The organism is Noviherbaspirillum sp., assembly GCF_035654295.1.
Lineage (GTDB): Bacteria > Pseudomonadota > Gammaproteobacteria > Burkholderiales > Burkholderiaceae_D > Noviherbaspirillum.
The window spans coordinates 1-12661 of the sequence record NZ_DASRXF010000075.1; the positions used below are offsets into that span (position 1 = coordinate 1).

Below are 12661 nucleotides of genomic sequence, written 5' to 3' on the forward strand. Positions count from 1 at the left end.
CCGCTGATGCACCCGCTGCCGCCGCGACATCCGCCGCTTTGGCGTCCACGTCAGTCAGCGTGGCGGAACCCGCGGACTGGGTCCATTCCTTCTTCTACGAGGTCAAGGTCACCGATGTCCTCCTGGCGATCTTTGCCGGCCTGCTCGTGCTGCTCGGCCGTGACCTTGCGCGATGCACGCGCGACGCCGCCGCTGCGGCGAAAGACAGTGCAACGGTAGCGGAACAAAGCGCGGCCGTCGCCGAAAAGAGCGCCCGCACCGCCGAGGAAGCGCTGATTGCCGCGCAGCGCGCCTTCATGTTCATCCGCGAGATCAAGACCTATCTGCACCAGGACCCGCAGACCGGCCGCTTCCATTGGACCATCCATCCGATCTGGGCCAACAGCGGCAACACGCCGACCCGCGGCCTGTCGATCAATACCAGTTACCGCCTGCTCGATGCGCCCTTGGCGAAGGGTTACGATTTCCCGGCATCGCAGGAAGCCGCGGTATCGACCATCGCCGGTCCGCGCAGCATGGTCGAGGCGGCGCCGGGCACGCTCAGCGCCGAAGACCTGGCGGCGGTCAAGGAAGGGAAGAAGTTTTTCTACATCTGGGGCTGGGCCGAGTACCACGACATCTTCGAAGGCACGAAGAAGCGCGTCACCCGTTTCTGCAATCAGTTGATCGAAGTCGACGGCGATCCGGAGGCGCCGGTCAGCGAACACCAGCCGCTGCAGATGATGTTCGGTTTCCACTCCGAAAACAATACCGCCGACTAGCCCAGCTCCCGTCAGGTAAAATCGCCGGCTGGCAAGCAATCGCATCGCGCGGTCGCGTACGCAAACCGGACGGGATATGGACCACGGCCGCCACTCCAGACAAAACAATTTCGATTTCCTGCGCATCGCGGCGGCCTTCCTCGTCCTGGTCAGCCACCAGTTCGCGCTGAACGGCCTGCCTGAACCCTCGGTATTCCGGATGAGCCTCGGTACCTTCGCGGTGCTGGTCTTCTTTTCGGTCAGCGGCTTCCTGGTGTCGCAGAGCTGGCGCCAGGACCCGCATGCGCTGCGCTTCCTGGCCAAACGCTTCCTGCGCATCTGGCCGGGCCTGGCGGCGGTCACGCTGCTGGCCGCGTTCGTCCTCGGCCCGCTGGTTTCCGCGCTCGACGCGCAGGCTTACTTCGCCCACCCCGACCTGCGCGACTTCCTGCGCAACCTGAAGCTGACGACGATCCGCTACGTCCTGCCCGGCGTGTTCGGCGACAATCCGCATCCGCGCGCGGTCAACGGTTCGCTGTGGACGATTCCGCTCGAGGTGCGCTGCTATGCCGCACTGCTGCTTGCCGGCGTCGCCGGACTGATGGCGCGGCGCTGGACGGTGGCGCTCGGCACCGCCGCTTTCGCGGTCTATTTTTTCGGCCCGGCTTTCGATCCGAAAAATCACCAGTTGCATTTCGCTGTCTATTTCTTTGCCGGCGTCTGCCTCGACCTGTACCGCCGGTTGTGGGAAGGGCAGCCCGCGTGGCTGGTCGCCGCGGCGGGCGCGGCCTCGCTCGCCTTCCACCTGCTTGGCCTGGACCACGTCGCGCTGGCGATCCTGGTCCCGTCGCTGTCCGTGGCGGCCGGCACATGCGCGACACCGGTCATCCGGCGCTTCGGCCGTTACGGGGACCTGTCTTATGGCGTGTATATCTATGCCTTCCCGGTACAGCAGACGGTGGTGTGGATGGCAGGGAAGGACTTGTCCTTCACCGCGGGGCTGGCCATTGCCGCCGCCGCCACCCTGGCCTGCGCCTTCCTCTCATGGCACCTGGTGGAACAGCCGGCACTGCGGCTCAAGTCCAGGCTGCCGGAACGCCTGGCACTGCCCGGGCTGTTCCGCCGGCGCACCGGCGATTAAGGCGTCCACCGGCGCGCGAGCAGGTCCACGTACGACTCCTCGACCAGCTGGGACTTCCATATGCCGAGCTTTGCCAGCAGCGCCCGTGCCTCTTGCACGCCGGCTTCCGGGCTCTCGCCATCGGCCAGCACCACTTCCAGCTCGAGGAATTCGCCCAGTCCCTCCACCCGGTCCAGGTGCACGCGCGTCCTGCCTGCCAGGAACAGGAGGCGATGCTTGCGCACCCGGCCCACCTGTCCGTAAGCGAGCGTGAGCGAGTCGCGCAGCGTGTCCGGCGCGGTGGTAGGCGAGCGCAGGTAGAACGATTCCTTCGGCCCCGCCTGGTTCTCCCTGCGGTAGTAGATCAGCTCGCCTTCATCCTGGGAAAAGGCGCGCAGCTTGAGCCGGCCGTTGGGGCAGGCAAAGAAGGTGTCGTCCTGGCGGATGCCGAGCGGGCCCTTGTCCGCGATGGCGGCGACCGCGTCCATGAGTGCGTCGACGCTGTCGATGCGGGCCTTGATTTCGATGTTTCGTGCCATGTTTGCCTCTCCATGCTTGCTGCGCCGGGACGAGCGGGAACAAAACGCCGTCAGCCGAAATGGCGTACCGTGTCCTTGTGCAGCCATGCCCTTGGGCGTGGCCGTTGCGGGGCTGGCCCTATACGCCGGTCGGGGCAGCCATTGTAGGTCGAAACCAAGCCGAAAGGAGATCGCGATGGAAGGCATGATGCAGCGGGGTGTAGTGCTTGCGGGTTGCGCGCTGGTATTGGCAGGATGCGCAGGAATGGGTTCTTCGCCGCAGGGGGCGGGCGGAATGACGTTTTTCGTGACCAGCACCAATCCGGGCAAGGGTGCCGACTTCGGCGGGCTGGAAGGGGCGGACAAGCATTGCCAATCGCTCGCCGCCGCGGCAGGCGCCAGCAGCCGTACCTGGCGCGCCTATCTCAGCACGCAGGCCTCAGGTCTGTCGGACCCGAAGTTCGTCAATGCACGCGACCGCATCGGTCCCGGCCCCTGGCATAACGCCAAAGGCGTGCTGATCGCCAGGAACGTGGAAGAACTGCATTCGGCCGCCAATAACGTGACGAAGGATACCGCGCTGGACGAGAAGGGCCAGCCGGTGAACGACCGCACCAAGACGCCCAACCTGCATGACATCCTGACCGGTTCGCGTCCCGACGGCACCGCTTTTCCGGGCCCGCCGTTCTATGACATGACCTGCGGTAACTGGACCAAGAGCGGGCCGGAGGGCTCGGCGATGACCGGCCACCACGACCGCGCCGGCCCGATCGCCGCTCCCTGGGCGACGTCGTGGAACTCCTCGCACCCGACGCGCGGCTGCCATCCGGACGGAATAAAAAGCACCGGCGGCGGCGGGCTCCTTTACTGCTTCGCGGAGAAATGACTAGCCGAGGTGCTTGCGCAGCACCGCGTGCCGGTAGGAAAAGAAGCGCCGCACGAACCATGTCAGCAGCCACGCGGCAAAGCGCGGCTCGAAGCTCAGGCGGTCGATGATGGCGCAGCCGTCGGCCGCGGGCTCGATGCGCCGCTCATGCCGCCAGCTGCGCATCGATCCCATCGGCGATGCTTCGACGAAGCCGCGCCCGGGATCGATCTCCAGCAGCGTCAGTTCCGACCAGTCGACGGGCAGCACGCCGAACAGCAGGATCCAGCTGCGGAACAGGGGCTGGCCGGGTACCACAGCGAAGTCGGTCAGCCCCTGCCTGCCGCGCGGGGCGGACATGCGCAGGAGGGGCCGCATCTCGGTGGCGATGCCGCGGAAGGAGGTGATCCATTGCCACACCTCGGCGGGCGGGGCGGACAAACGGGAACGGTATTCGATCTGGACGGGTGGCACGGCGGTAAGGAGGGGGGTTCGAGGGCTCGGGAGGGGTTACGTGGAGCCATGATAGCAAGTGTTGGTATCAAGCACTTGGCAAGGCGGGATTTATACGGTAAAGTTCGCCCCCTTCGAGCAAGATTGCCTCTCGCAACGTCCCCATCGTCTAGAGGCCTAGGACATCACCCTTTCACGGTGAGTACCGGGGTTCGAATCCCCGTGGGGACGCCAACTGCACCCCGTGTGCACTTCAGTTGTACGGCGCCGTGCGCCGGTTCTTCCGTATCCCTAAACCAAAGCGCAATAGGCGTTGGCCAGCCCGACGCGGTTCCTGCCTTCTTCCTTGGTCCTGTACATCGCCGTTTCCGCGGCACGCAGGAGGGCATGGGGCGCCAGTTCGCGGTTGCCGTTGACCGTGGCGGCCACGCTCGTGATGCTGGTCAGGAAATCGCCCGCTTCGCTCTGGATCGGATAGGCGGCAACCGCCACCCGCGCACGCTCGGCCACTTCCAGCGCGCCTGCCGCGTTGCACTTGGGCAGGATCATCACCAGTTCGTCGTCGCCGTAACGGCCGAGGTGGTCGTAGGAGCGCAGCGCGGTGGCCAGGCGGCGCGACACTTCCTGCAGCACCAGGTCGCCCACGAGGTGGCCCTTGCGATCGTTGATCTCCTGCAGGCCGTCGAGGTCGGTGAAGACGATCGACAAGGGCGTGCGCTCGCGCTGGCAGCGCACCATTTCCTTCTTCAGGTGGTCCATCACGGCGTCGCGGTTGTACAGGCCGGTCAGGGCATCGCGGGTGGAGCGCGCATGCAGTGCTTGTTCGAGTTCCAGCAGGCGGCGGCCTGTCTCGATGCAGATGCGCAGGTCGGCGTGGCCGGTGGTGCGGGTGATGTAGTTGTTGGCGCCCGCCTCGATCGCTTCGCTGAGGAAGGATGGCTCAACGCGCGCGGTCAGGAGGATCAGATAGACACTGCGATGCTTGATGCTTGCCCGGATGTTGCGCAAGGTGTCGAGCCCCTCGAAACCCTGGGCCTCGCAATCGAGAATGGCGATCAGCGGCTCGTCGTCCCGTTGCAGGATCTCCCAGGCGCCGTGCATGTCGCCGGCGGTGCATGTCTCGTGTCCCCATTCGCGCAGTGCTTCGACGAGGATGATTGCCGATGCGGAATCGGTGTCGGTAAGCAGGATGTTCATGCGGCTCTCCTCCGTGTTGACCTTACGTGCATTTTTGACAATTTTCCGCATGCTAACACGGGAAACTTGCAAAAATGCTCATACGTGGCATGGATGCCACGCCGATCCTGCCGCAAGGAGGACGGGAATCAGGACGCCGGCTGCGCCCGGAAGCGGTCGTAGCGCTCCAGCACCATCGGCACGTACTTGATGGTTTCCTGATAGGGCGGAATGCGGCGGCCGTGGCGGATGACCGCATTCTCGCCCGCGTTGTAGGCGGCGACCGCAAGGCGGATATTGCCGTCGAACAGGGCCAGCAGGTCGCGCAGGTAGCGCGCGCCGACATCGATGTTCTGCTCGGGGGAGTACAGGTTGAAGCGGCCGTAGCGCGCCGCGGTGGCGGGCATGACCTGCATCAGGCCCACCGCCCCCTTGGGCGACACTGCGTTGGCATTGAAGCCGGACTCGACCTCGATGATGGCCTTGAGCAGGGCCGCGTTGAGGCCGTGCGACTGCGCGACACGTTCGACGATGGGTTCGACCGACCTGCGGCGCGCGGAGAGCTGGGGCAGCGACACCGGGCCGGTGCCGGCGCGCGGCCAGAGATGGGTACCGTCGAACATCGCATAGACTTGCGAGGAACGATTCAGCGGACGGTCGGAAAACACCGGCCTGCCGGAGGCATCGTAGGATTTGTAGATCTTGGTGTCGTCCGCCGGCGCATTGCCGGCGGCGCACAGGACGATGCCGAACAGGCATGCGGCCGCGCCCGGACGGATTCGGCTGGGGTTCATTGGACTCTCCCTGGTCCGGACACGATACGCCGGAGCAAGATTTCCGGCAAGCATGGAGCGGTGCATGTTCGGCAAGCGTCGCGAACGCGCACTAAAATGGCCACATGTGCGCCAATTACCGCCCTTCCACCCGTGACGAATTGCAACAGCGCTTCGGCGTTGCGGCCCCGGATTCCGAATACAAGGCCGAGGCCTTCCCCGGCTACATGGCACCGATGATCCGGCCGCCGCGCACCGATTCCGTACCCGGCGACCGCGCCTGCGCACTCGGCATGTTCGGCATGGTGCCGCACTGGGCCGAACCCAAGCTCGCGCGCCAGACCTACAATGCACGCACCGAGACCGTTGCAACCAAGCCCAGCTTCCGCAACGCATGGAAGCGCCGCCAGTTCTGCGTGATCCCGCTGCATGCCTTCTACGAGCCGTCGTATGAAACCGGAAAGGTGGAGCGCTGGGAAATCGCCGGCGCCGAGGGTGCGCCGCTGGGCATCGCCGGCCTCTGGGACATCAAGCAGGAAGGACCGAACGGCCTGCCGCTGCTGTCGTTCACCATGCTGACCATCAATGCCGACGGCCATCCGCTGATGCAGCGTTTCCACAAGCCGGACGACGAAAAGCGCATGCTGGTCATCCTCGACCCGGAGCAGATCGACGAATGGCTGCACTGCCCGCTCGAGGAAGCGGAGCGCTTTTTCGTGCGCTATCCGGCCGAGCGGCTGGTGGCGGCGGCAGCCCCGGTGGGCGCGCGAAAACCGGCGCAGGGCAGCCTGCTCGATCCTTGAGCCCTGCGCGGGTATCGCATTCACGACAGGGAGTTCGTCATGACCGCAATCCGACCATTCCTCTTTCCTGCCGCACTGGCGGCAATCCTGCTGCATGCGCCGGCATCAGCGGCCGACGATGCACGGCTGGCCGAGATCGAAGCGCGTTACCAGCGCGAGCGCGGTGCGTGCGAGCAAGCGCAGGACAAGTCGGCCTGCCTGCGCGAAGCGGCGGCAGCCCGCGAAGCCGCGCGGCGCGGCGTGCTGGATACCGGGCAGGGGAGTTACGAGCAGAACGCACTGGCGCGCTGCGCCAACCTGCCGGTGGAGGAACGTGAACTCTGCGTGCGCCGCACGCGCGGCGAGGGTGTCACGCAAGGCAGCGTCAGCGAAGGCGGGGTCATCCGGGAATACCGCGAATACACCTTGCCGTCGCCGCCCCCACCCGCCGGCACTTCTGTACCGCCGCGCTGAGCGCTGTGACATGGACGCGGCCGCCTTCCTGAACGATTACGTCAACGACGAATTCCCGCCCGGCCCGGGGCTGGAGCACCTCGCCTACGGGCTGTGGGATGTGCGCGCCACAAGCGCCGCGGTGCGCGCCATGCCGGACGTGCAGCTGCTGCCCGAAGTCACCGTCTCGCTTGCCTTCCAGTACGGCGACCCGCTGCGCCTGACAATGGCGGGCCGCACGCAGGTGCTTGGCAGCCATATCACCGGCGTGCATGACAGCGCAGTGCAACTGCACGGCACCGGCGCGCTGGGCAGCGTGGTGGTCAAGCTCACGCCCTGGGGTGCGGCGCGGCTGTTCCGCTCGGGCATGCATGCGCTGGCCGCATGCCACACCGCCCTGCGCGATGTGGTGGGGGCCGTGCATGTCGAACATATCGAACAGCAGCTTGCCGAGGCTGCGGATGCGCCCGCGCGCGTCGCCGCGGTGCGGCAATGGCTGCTCGACATGCTTGATGCCCGGGAAAGCGACGCCCTGGTCGCCTGGGCCTTTCGTGAGATCGCCGCGCAGGGCGGCGCGGTGCGTACCGCCGAACTCGCTGCCCGCCTCGGCATGAGCGAGCGGCAGCTCGAGCGGCGCTTTCTGGCCTGGGTCGGGATGCCGCCCAAATCGGTGGCGCGGGTGGTGCGGCTGCACCGGCTGGCCGCGCATTTCCATTCGGGTTTAAGCTGGGCGCAGATTGCCGCCGAGGCCGGTTTCAGCGACCAGGCGCATATGGTGCGCGAGTTTCGGGCGATGACCGGCACGACGCCTGCGCGCTTCCTGCCTCCCGATCGTGAACTGGCCGAGCAGTTGATGCGTCCCACCCTGCACGCCTCGGCGTTTTTCAATCGCGCAGTGGGGTGAGCACGCTCGCCGGAGGGCGGTTTGCACGCCCGCGGGACATCCGCTAGAGTTGATTTTCTGCAATTTTTAACTACCGTCCAGCCTTGTGCGAGAAAGGAGGAACCATGTCAACAGCAAAACGTTGCCTTGCCATGCTGGCATTCCTGCTCTGGGTTCCGCTATGCGGCGCGGCGGAGGAAGTCAGGATTACCGGCAACGATGCACGGGCGCCGAAGAGTTTCAACGACCAGTCAGGCAACGCGCAGGGCATCCTGGTAGAGATCATGGGCTACGTCCAGGAACAGACCGGGGTGCGTTTCAGCTACACCCTGTATCCCTGGTCCCGCGCCTACAAGAGCGCGCTGGCCGGTGAAGCCGGCATTATCGGACTGTCGCTCACCAAGGAGCGTCAGGCCGTCTTCGACTACAGCAGCGAACCGCTTTTTTACGATGAACTGGTGCTGGTCGTGAAAGCCGGCAAGGAGTTCCCGTTCTCCACCATCAAGGACCTCAAGGGCAAGACCATCGGCGTGTGCCGCGGCTGCAGCTACGGCGACGCCTATGAAAATGCGGTGAAGGACGGGGTCTTCCAGCCGGTGCAGGGCGACAGCCCGAGCGCGCAGCTCGCCATGTTGCTGCACGACCGCATCGACGCTGTCCTGATGCCGGTCGGCCGCGCGGGGCTCGAGGACGCGCTGCGGGGAAAGCAGTCCGGCGTCGACCTGCTCAAGCAGCGCGACAAGTTCGTCATCCTCCCGCAGCCCTTTGCGCGCGATCCCAACTACCTTGCTTTCGCCAAGTCGATGGATAAACGCAAGCTGCTGGCACAGGTGGACCGGGCTCTGAGGAAGGGCCACGAGTCGGGAGCAATCAAGCGGCGGGTGGACAAGTACATCGCCGAGCGCGGTGCGCGGGAACAGGCGGGGGAAGGGCGCACCTAGGCTTGGCGCCGTGCCATTTGAGTTACACATGCTGGGATTGCATCCCGGCCTACCAACTCTCGAAGCTCACGTAGGCTGGGGTGAAATCCCAGCTATCACAAGATTGGCCAAGCGCTGCTGCGATTGCATCCCAGCCTGCGCATTTCATTTGACATTTCCAGTATTTTGGAAATATCGTAGGAGCCAAGGAGGTTCCGAATGCAGACCAAAGAAGCGATATCCGCCCTTGGCGCCCTGGCGCAAGAGTCGCGCCTGGCCGTGTTCCGCATGCTCGTGCACGCCGGACCAGCGGGCATGGCGGCCAGCAGGATTGCGGAGCAGCTCGGCATCCCGCCGTCGTCGCTGTCTTTCCATCTCAAGGAACTGACCCATGCCGGCCTTGTCATCCCGCGCCAGGAAGGCCGCTTCGTGATCTACGCCGCCGGTTTCGAGACCATGAACGCCCTTGTGGGCTACCTGACCGAGAACTGCTGCGGCGGAAGTCCCTGCTCGCCCGCCGGGAATATTTGAACCAGTAAAGGAACACCATGTTTGCCATACGCCAGCCCCGCGCCGAAGACCTTCCGGCGCTCAAGGCCCTGCTCGACAGCAGCGCGCTGCCCTCGTCCGATCTCACGGAAGAGCACCTCGCGCACTTCATCATCCTGGCCCAGGCCGGCCGGGTCGCCGGCTCTGCCGGGGTGGAAGTGCACGGGGAAGATGCCCTGCTGCGCTCACTCGCGGTCGAGACCATGATGCGCGGCGAAGGCCTCGGCAGCCGACTGCTGGAGCTGATCGAAGCCCATGCACAGGAGCACGGCGTGCGGCGGCTGTACCTGCTCACGATGGCGGCCGACAGCTTTTTCACGCACCACGGTTATGAACCCATCGCGCGCAGCGATGTGCCGGAATCCATCCGCAACACCGCCCAGTTCTCGGGCATCTGCCCGTCCAGCGCGGCCTGCCTGTTCAAGCCGCTCGCTTAATCCGGAACCGTCCATGTCTGAAAAAACCTTTAACGTCCTGTTCCTCTGCACCGGCAATTCCGCACGCAGCATCATGGCTGAAGCGCTGGTCACCACGATGAGCGGCGGCCGCCTGCGCGGCTTCTCCGCCGGCAGCCACCCTGGCGGCAAGGTCAATCCCTTCGCCATCGAGCAGGTGAAGGCAACCGGCTATCCGGACGACAATCTGCGCAGCAAGAGCTGGGACGAGTTCGCCGCCCCGGAGGCGCCGCGGATGGACTTCATCGTCACGGTGTGCGACAACGCTGCCGGGGAAGTGTGCCCCGTCTGGCCCGGGCATCCGGTGTCGGCGCACTGGGGCTTCGAAGACCCGGCGGCGGTGGAAGGCACGGATGAAGAAAAGCGGGCGGCCTTCAGCAAGGTCTTCAAGCAGATCGCGCAGCGCGTGCAAGTTTTTGTGAATTTGCCCCTGCACGCGCTGGACAAGGACGCAATCCGCAGCGAAATGCAGAAGATCGGGGACACGCCGGTATGACGCGCGCCCGGCGGCTGGTGGCGGAAGCCCTGGGCAGCGCGCTGCTGCTGGCGGTGGTCGTCGGCTCCGGCATCATGGGCGAGCAGCTTGCCGGCGGAAACACGGCAATTGCCCTGCTGGCCAACGCCATCGCGACCGGGGCCGGGCTGGTGGCACTGATCCTGATGTTCGGCACCATCTCCGGCGCGCACTTCAATCCGGCCGTCACGCTCTCCGAAGCCTGGCAGAAAAACCTGCCGGCGGCGGATGTGCTGCCCTACATCGCCGCGCAGCTGGCCGGCGCGTTTGCGGGCGTGGCCGCGGTACACCTGATGTTCGGACAGCCTGTCTTTTTCGCATCGGAACATACGCGCACCGGCATGGCGCAGTGGTGGAGCGAGTTCGTCGCCACCTTCGGCCTGCTCGGGGTCATCATCAGCTGCTCGCGCAGCCGGCCGGCCGTGACGCCGTTCGCCGTTGCGCTCTACATCACGGCGGCTTACTGGTTTACTTCATCGACCTCGTTTGCGAACCCCGCCGTCACGCTGGCGCGGGCCGCGAGCGACACCTTCGCCGGTATCCGGCCGCAGGATGTGCCCGGATTCATCGCGGCCCAGCTGCTCGGCGCCGCTGCCGCCGCCGGCCTCTTTTGCTGGCTGCATCCGGCGGCCCCCAGGGACGCGACCGTGGGCGGCACCGTGGCGCCCAGCGAATTTGCACAGCCGCAACCGCGCGACTGATCTGATACGGTTTTTTTCCACGATTCTGATTCTGTTATTCGCCGGGGGGCGGGCGGACAATCTGTGACATGTTCCGGCGCCGGCCTGGGGTTGGCGCCGCCGCCGTTCAACTGTCACGTATCCCCCATGAGCCAGGCACCGCAATCCTTCTCGGTCATCCGCATGTACGCGCCGCGCACGCAGATCTACGCGCGCGCGGCCAAGGGCTGGTATGCAAACTGGCGCTGGGCCTGCGTCTGGTTGACGCAGCTCGTGTTCTACGGCCTGCCGTGGCTGGTCTGGAACGGGCGCCAGGCCGTGCTGTTCGACCTGGCGGCACGCAAGTTTTACCTGTTCGGCATCGTGCTGTGGCCGCAAGACCTCATCTATCTTGCGGTGCTGCTCATCGTCGCGGCGTTCTCGCTCTTCCTGTTCACCGCGGTGGCCGGGCGCGTCTGGTGCGGCTTCGCCTGCCCGCAAACGGTGTACACCGAAATCTTCATGTGGTTCGAACGCAGGATAGAAGGCGAGCGCAGCGCGCGCATCCGCCTCGACCGCCAGCCCTGGAACCTGGAGAAGGCGGCGAGGAAGTCCGCCAAGCACGCCGCATGGGTCGCGTTCGCGCTGTGGACGGGATTCACCTTCGTCGGTTACTTCACGCCGGTGCGCACGCTGGCCGCGGAAACGATGGCATTGTCGCTCGGCCCCTGGCAATGGTTCTGGGTGCTGTTCTACAGTCTCGCGACCTACGGCAACGCCGGCTGGCTGCGCGAGCAGGTATGCCGCTACATGTGCCCGTATGCACGCTTCCAGAGCGCGATGTTCGACGCCGACACCCTGATCGTGAGCTATGACCGGCAGCGCGGCGAACCTCGGTCGGCCACGGCGAAAGCGGCAACGGGCCGCGCAGGCGGCGATTGCATCGATTGCTCGATGTGCGTGCAGGTGTGCCCGACCGGGATCGATATCCGCAATGGCCTGCAGTACGACTGCATCGGCTGCGCCGCCTGCGTGGATGCCTGCAATTCCGTGATGGACAAGATCGGCGCGCCGCGCGGCCTGATCCGGTTCACCACCGACAATGCGCTGCGCGCGGGCCTGACGGCAACGCAGATTGCGCGGCGCGTGCTGCGCCCGCGGGTCCTCATCTACTCGGCGGCGCTGCTGCTGGTGATCACCGCATCCTGGATCTCCCTCGCCAACCGGACGCCGCTGAAGATGGACGTGATCCGCGACCGCGGAACACTGGCCAGGGAAGTGGAGGACGGCATGATCGAGAACGTGTATCGCTTGCAGCTCATGAACACGGACGAGCAGGCGCACCGCTATCGCCTCTCGGTCTCAGGCATCGAAGGCATCGCGCTGGCGTCGCCGGACGAGGTGGTGCTGGACGGAACGGAATCGCGGGCGGTGCCCGCCACGGTGCGCATCCCGCCCGCCAGGGGCGAGCCGGGGGCGAATACGGTGCATTTCACGCTGCAGGCGCTCGACACGCCCGGCCTGCAGGTGCAGGAAAAGGCGATGTTTTTTGTTCCCCGGCGTTAATCAAGGACTGGATCGATCATGGCAGACAACACTCAGGATACGAAGAAGACACGCTCGTTCATGGACACGATGGGCGCAGTAGGATGGTCCTTCATCGGGCTGCGGCGCAAGCGGGATTTCGACGAGGATGTGGGCGGCCTGAACCCGGTCTACGTCATCCTCGGCGGGCTGATCGGCACGGCGATGTTCATCTCCCTGCTGCTTACCGTCGCAAACCTGGCCGTTTCCTGAGGGC

The 12661-nt window shown here is 65.6% G+C and carries 17 protein-coding genes and 1 tRNA gene; 14 read left to right on the forward strand and 4 right to left on the reverse strand.

Annotation, left to right across the window (positions count from 1 at the left end):
* Together VFF99_RS08270 and VFF99_RS08275 are read left to right on the forward strand one after the other, a co-directional pair.
* Positions 1–761, forward strand: a 761-nt coding sequence (locus tag VFF99_RS08270) for a hypothetical protein (RefSeq protein ID WP_325016781.1), incomplete at its 5' end; no start/stop codon positions are given.
* A gap of 76 nt (positions 762–837) precedes the next feature.
* The gene (locus VFF99_RS08275; protein WP_325016783.1) at positions 838–1881 is read left to right on the forward strand and encodes an acyltransferase; all 1044 of its coding nucleotides are present in this window, start codon (positions 838–840) and stop codon (positions 1879–1881) included.
* Here VFF99_RS08275 and VFF99_RS08280 read toward each other — a convergent pair.
* Complete coding sequence (locus tag VFF99_RS08280; protein WP_325016785.1) at positions 1878–2399, reverse strand: class IV adenylate cyclase; 522 nt, start codon at positions 2397–2399, stop codon at positions 1878–1880. The two genes, VFF99_RS08275 and VFF99_RS08280, sit on opposite strands and share 4 nt — an antisense overlap.
* Before the next feature lie 175 nt (positions 2400–2574).
* Between VFF99_RS08280 and VFF99_RS08285 the strand changes: the two genes are divergently transcribed.
* Entirely contained in the window at positions 2575–3264 is a 690-nt protein-coding gene (locus tag VFF99_RS08285; protein WP_414691518.1) for a hypothetical protein, read from the forward strand.
* On the opposite strand, the gene VFF99_RS08290 is transcribed toward VFF99_RS08285, so the two are convergent.
* The gene (locus VFF99_RS08290) at positions 3265–3717 is read right to left on the reverse strand and encodes an SRPBCC family protein (RefSeq protein ID WP_325016786.1); all 453 of its coding nucleotides are present in this window, start codon (positions 3715–3717) and stop codon (positions 3265–3267) included.
* A gap of 137 nt (positions 3718–3854) precedes the next feature.
* Between VFF99_RS08290 and VFF99_RS08295 the strand changes: the two genes are divergently transcribed.
* Positions 3855–3930: transfer RNA gene (locus VFF99_RS08295), tRNA-Glu, on the forward strand.
* 57 nt (positions 3931–3987) lie between these two features.
* Here the strand turns inward: VFF99_RS08295 and VFF99_RS08300 are convergent.
* Together VFF99_RS08300 and VFF99_RS08305 are read right to left on the reverse strand one after the other, a co-directional pair.
* On the reverse strand, positions 3988–4893 hold the full coding sequence (locus tag VFF99_RS08300) for a diguanylate cyclase (RefSeq protein ID WP_325016788.1): 906 nt from the start codon (positions 4891–4893) through the stop codon (positions 3988–3990).
* Positions 4894–5021: 128 nt separating this feature from the next.
* The gene (locus tag VFF99_RS08305; RefSeq protein WP_325016790.1) at positions 5022–5666 is read right to left on the reverse strand and encodes a lytic transglycosylase domain-containing protein; all 645 of its coding nucleotides are present in this window, start codon (positions 5664–5666) and stop codon (positions 5022–5024) included.
* Positions 5667–5770: 104 nt separating this feature from the next.
* Here VFF99_RS08305 and VFF99_RS08310 point away from each other — a divergent pair, with 104 nt between their 5' ends.
* The 10 genes from VFF99_RS08310 to VFF99_RS08355 all read left to right on the forward strand — a co-directional run bounded on the left by VFF99_RS08310 (position 5771) and on the right by VFF99_RS08355 (position 12657).
* The gene (locus tag VFF99_RS08310; protein WP_325016792.1) at positions 5771–6448 is read left to right on the forward strand and encodes an SOS response-associated peptidase; all 678 of its coding nucleotides are present in this window, start codon (positions 5771–5773) and stop codon (positions 6446–6448) included.
* A 39-nt stretch (positions 6449–6487) separates the two neighbouring features.
* Positions 6488–6901 (forward strand): hypothetical protein, encoded by a 414-nt coding sequence (locus VFF99_RS08315; RefSeq protein WP_325016794.1) that lies wholly within the window; start codon positions 6488–6490, stop codon positions 6899–6901.
* A 10-nt stretch (positions 6902–6911) separates the two neighbouring features.
* The gene (locus tag VFF99_RS08320) at positions 6912–7784 is read left to right on the forward strand and encodes a helix-turn-helix domain-containing protein (protein WP_325016796.1); all 873 of its coding nucleotides are present in this window, start codon (positions 6912–6914) and stop codon (positions 7782–7784) included.
* Positions 7785–7888: 104 nt separating this feature from the next.
* Positions 7889–8704, forward strand: coding sequence for a transporter substrate-binding domain-containing protein (locus VFF99_RS08325; protein ID WP_325016797.1), 816 nt, complete (start codon positions 7889–7891; stop codon positions 8702–8704).
* A gap of 198 nt (positions 8705–8902) precedes the next feature.
* Positions 8903–9214: a metalloregulator ArsR/SmtB family transcription factor gene (locus tag VFF99_RS08330; RefSeq protein WP_325016799.1), complete on the forward strand. Its 312-nt coding sequence runs from the start codon at positions 8903–8905 to the stop codon at positions 9212–9214.
* 17 nt (positions 9215–9231) lie between these two features.
* A complete protein-coding gene (arsN2, locus tag VFF99_RS08335) occupies positions 9232–9669 on the forward strand; it encodes an arsenic resistance N-acetyltransferase ArsN2 (protein WP_325016801.1) in 438 nt (145 codons plus the stop codon).
* Positions 9670–9682: 13 nt separating this feature from the next.
* Complete coding sequence (locus tag VFF99_RS08340; protein ID WP_325016803.1) at positions 9683–10183, forward strand: arsenate reductase ArsC; 501 nt, start codon at positions 9683–9685, stop codon at positions 10181–10183.
* On the forward strand, positions 10180–10902 hold the full coding sequence (locus VFF99_RS08345) for an MIP/aquaporin family protein (protein ID WP_325016804.1): 723 nt from the start codon (positions 10180–10182) through the stop codon (positions 10900–10902). The genes VFF99_RS08340 and VFF99_RS08345 overlap by 4 nt, the downstream gene beginning before the upstream one ends.
* A 126-nt stretch (positions 10903–11028) precedes the next feature.
* Positions 11029–12426 (forward strand): cytochrome c oxidase accessory protein CcoG, encoded by a 1398-nt coding sequence (ccoG, locus tag VFF99_RS08350; RefSeq protein ID WP_325016806.1) that lies wholly within the window; start codon positions 11029–11031, stop codon positions 12424–12426.
* An 18-nt stretch (positions 12427–12444) separates the two neighbouring features.
* Positions 12445–12657, forward strand: coding sequence for a DUF2970 domain-containing protein (locus VFF99_RS08355; RefSeq protein ID WP_325016808.1), 213 nt, complete (start codon positions 12445–12447; stop codon positions 12655–12657).
* Positions 12658–12661: the final 4 nt, after the last annotated feature.

What these genes read in the sequence shown, in the direction of transcription:
- arsN2 (WP_325016801.1), top strand. Translation starts at nt 9,232, where the DNA reads ATGTTTGCCATACGCCAGCCCCGCGCCGAAGACCTTCCGGCGCTCAAG.
- VFF99_RS08320 (WP_325016796.1), top strand. Translation starts at nt 6,912, where the DNA reads ATGGACGCGGCCGCCTTCCTGAACGATTACGTCAACGACGAATTCCCG.
- VFF99_RS08355 (WP_325016808.1), top strand. Translation starts at nt 12,445, where the DNA reads ATGGCAGACAACACTCAGGATACGAAGAAGACACGCTCGTTCATGGAC.
- VFF99_RS08340 (WP_325016803.1), top strand. Translation starts at nt 9,683, where the DNA reads ATGTCTGAAAAAACCTTTAACGTCCTGTTCCTCTGCACCGGCAATTCC.
- VFF99_RS08310 (WP_325016792.1), top strand. Translation starts at nt 5,771, where the DNA reads ATGTGCGCCAATTACCGCCCTTCCACCCGTGACGAATTGCAACAGCGC.
- ccoG (WP_325016806.1), top strand. Translation starts at nt 11,029, where the DNA reads ATGAGCCAGGCACCGCAATCCTTCTCGGTCATCCGCATGTACGCGCCG.
- VFF99_RS08315 (WP_325016794.1), top strand. Translation starts at nt 6,488, where the DNA reads ATGACCGCAATCCGACCATTCCTCTTTCCTGCCGCACTGGCGGCAATC.
- VFF99_RS08345 (WP_325016804.1), top strand. Translation starts at nt 10,180, where the DNA reads ATGACGCGCGCCCGGCGGCTGGTGGCGGAAGCCCTGGGCAGCGCGCTG.
- VFF99_RS08285 (WP_414691518.1), top strand. Translation starts at nt 2,575, where the DNA reads ATGGAAGGCATGATGCAGCGGGGTGTAGTGCTTGCGGGTTGCGCGCTG.
- VFF99_RS08325 (WP_325016797.1), top strand. Translation starts at nt 7,889, where the DNA reads ATGTCAACAGCAAAACGTTGCCTTGCCATGCTGGCATTCCTGCTCTGG.
- VFF99_RS08330 (WP_325016799.1), top strand. Translation starts at nt 8,903, where the DNA reads ATGCAGACCAAAGAAGCGATATCCGCCCTTGGCGCCCTGGCGCAAGAG.
- VFF99_RS08305 (WP_325016790.1), bottom strand. Translation starts at nt 5,666, where the DNA reads ATGAACCCCAGCCGAATCCGTCCGGGCGCGGCCGCATGCCTGTTCGGC.
- VFF99_RS08280 (WP_325016785.1), bottom strand. Translation starts at nt 2,399, where the DNA reads ATGGCACGAAACATCGAAATCAAGGCCCGCATCGACAGCGTCGACGCA.
- VFF99_RS08300 (WP_325016788.1), bottom strand. Translation starts at nt 4,893, where the DNA reads ATGAACATCCTGCTTACCGACACCGATTCCGCATCGGCAATCATCCTC.
- VFF99_RS08275 (WP_325016783.1), top strand. Translation starts at nt 838, where the DNA reads ATGGACCACGGCCGCCACTCCAGACAAAACAATTTCGATTTCCTGCGC.